Genomic DNA, 2197 nt, shown 5'->3' with positions numbered 1-2197 from the left:
TTCCCGGCGGCGCCGGGGCCGATCACGGTGACCCTCGACCTCCGCGGCAAGGATGCCTCGCGCCTTCCCGAGGCGGGCTGGCTCGGCTTCCGTCCGCTCACCGGGCCCGGCGACTGGCGGCTCACGAAGCTCGAGACGGCGGTCGACCCGCAGTCCGTCGTGCGGAACGGCAATCGCAGCCTGCACGCGGTCGCCGACGTCACGCACACTGCGGCGAAGACCTTCTCCCTCCGCCCCCTCGACGCGGCGCTCGTCGCGGTCGGCCGGCCCGCGCTCTACCGGTTCGACAACGAGGTGCCCGACCCGAGCGACGGCCTGCACGTGAACCTGCACAACAACATGTGGGGCACGAACTTCACGATGTGGTTCGACGACGACCTGCGGTTCCGCTTCGTGCTCGAGTTCGGCGTGGGCGCGGGCCTCGGCGTCGGCACCGACCTCGGAGGCGCGCTGTGACCGCGTCGATCGTGACCAGCCCCCCGGTCGTGATGGCGCCGCGCTCCGACGGCTTCGAAGTCGTCTGGGGCGTGCGCGGACTGAGCCGCGGCTGGATCGAGTGGGAGGCCGCCGATGGCTCGAACGGCACCGTGACGAGCGACGCCTTCGGCATGGTGCCCCAAGACCATCGCGTGCTGCGGGTGCGGGCCGGTGGGCTTCCCGCCGGCACCGCCATCCGTGTGCGTGCGATCACCGAACCGGTCGACCGGCGCCTCCGCCGGCACGAGAGCGAGTGGAAGACGGTGCGCACGCTCGACGCGGCATCCGACACCGCCCGCTTCGCCGTCTGGAACGACACCCATCAGCGCGACGACACGTTGCGCGCGCTGCACGAGGCCACCCCCGAGGTCGACGTGCTCATCTGGAACGGCGACCTCTGCAACGACTGGAAGGATCCGTCGTGGTTCACCTCGACGGTGCTGAACCCGGCGGGCCTCGACGTGAGCGCCGGCCGCCCACTCGCGATCGTCGTCGGCAACCACGACGTGCGAGGCGCCTGGGCCTACCAGCTCGAGGATTTCGTGGCGACGCCCGAGGGCCGGCCGTTCACCGCGTTCCGCATCGGCCCGGTCGCCTGCATCGTGCTGCACACCGGCGAGGACAAGCCCGACGCACACCCGACCTTCGAGGGTCGGGTCGCGTTCGAGCCGCTCCGCGCCGAACAGGCGGAATGGCTCCGCGACATCACGGCTCGGCCCGAGTTCGCGGATGCCCCGTATCGCGTCGTGTTCTGCCACATCCCCCTGCGCTGGATCGACGAGACCGTCGTCGACTACGACGCCGACGGCTACGACTGGTTCAGCCGCATGAGCCGCGACGCCTGGCACGACGCCCTCGTCGAGTGGGGCGCCCAGATCGTGGTGTCGGGGCACACCCATTACCGGGCGTCGCTCCCCGCGACCGTGGAGTTCCCGTACGCGCAACTCATCAGCGGCGGGCCCGACGCCGAGACGACCTCCGACGAGGCGGCCGCGTGGATCGACGGCGTCGCCTCCGCGGAGGAGCTCGTGCTCACGATGCGGGATCTCGGTGGCGAGGTCGTGCACGAGGTGCGGCTCGGACCGCTCGCCTGACGCCCCGATCACCTGACGCCCCGAACGCCTGACGACGGCACGAACGAGGGGCCGGATCGCGACTGCGACCCGGCCCCTCTGTCATCCGCCGATCAGCTCAGCGGCTTGCAGAGCAGCGCGTCGGGCACGCCGCCGTGGTTCCATCGGTAGGTGAACGCCACGCCGGCGATGTACTCGCTGTCCTTGCACTGGCCCTTGTAGTTGCCGGGGGCCCAATCGCTCGCGGTCGAGCCACCACCGACAGGGCGGTTGTCACCCTTGTCGAACCAGATCAGTCGGCCCTGGCTCGCCGGCAGCGCCGTGGTGCTCGTCGCGCAGACGAGGTTCCACATCGCGGCCTTGGTGCCGCCGCCGGTGCCCAGGCTGTAGCCGACTGCGACCTCGCCGGGGTTGCACTGCAGCTTGCTGTAGCCCGCGGCCCAGTCGCTCGTGATGTTGCCCTCGCCGCTCTGCACGCGCGGGTTCGAGGTGCTGATGCCGCCGATGTCGGTGCAGAGCGCCCGGTTGGTGCTCCGCGCGATGCCCTGGAGGCGCTGGCTGTCGGGGCAGGTGCCCTTCCACTGACCCGGCGACCAGTCGCCCGCCTGCAGCATTCGCAACGACGACTGGCTGTCGACGAAGCTGCC

At 71.1% G+C, this 2197-nt stretch carries 3 protein-coding genes; 2 read left to right on the top strand and 1 reads right to left on the bottom strand.

Annotated elements, in window-relative coordinates:
- A partial coding sequence (locus VIP82_RS06480; protein WP_331906823.1) for a hypothetical protein occupies positions 1 to 456 on the top strand: 456 nt, incomplete at its 5' end.
- Positions 453 to 1571: a metallophosphoesterase family protein gene (locus tag VIP82_RS06475; RefSeq protein WP_331906821.1), complete on the top strand. Its 1119-nt coding sequence runs from the start codon at positions 453 to 455 to the stop codon at positions 1569 to 1571. The genes VIP82_RS06480 and VIP82_RS06475, both read left to right, overlap by 4 nt.
- A 92-nt stretch (positions 1572 to 1663) precedes the next feature.
- Here VIP82_RS06475 and VIP82_RS06470 read toward each other — a convergent pair.
- Positions 1664 to 2197: hypothetical protein (locus tag VIP82_RS06470; RefSeq protein ID WP_331906819.1), on the bottom strand; the 534-nt coding region annotated here is incomplete at its 5' end.

This window comes from Microbacterium sp., from assembly GCF_036566905.1.
GTDB lineage: Bacteria > Actinomycetota > Actinomycetes > Actinomycetales > Microbacteriaceae > Microbacterium.
The sequence above is the reverse complement of the archived record's forward strand: the minus strand, read 5'-3'. Positions and strand labels throughout refer to the sequence as shown.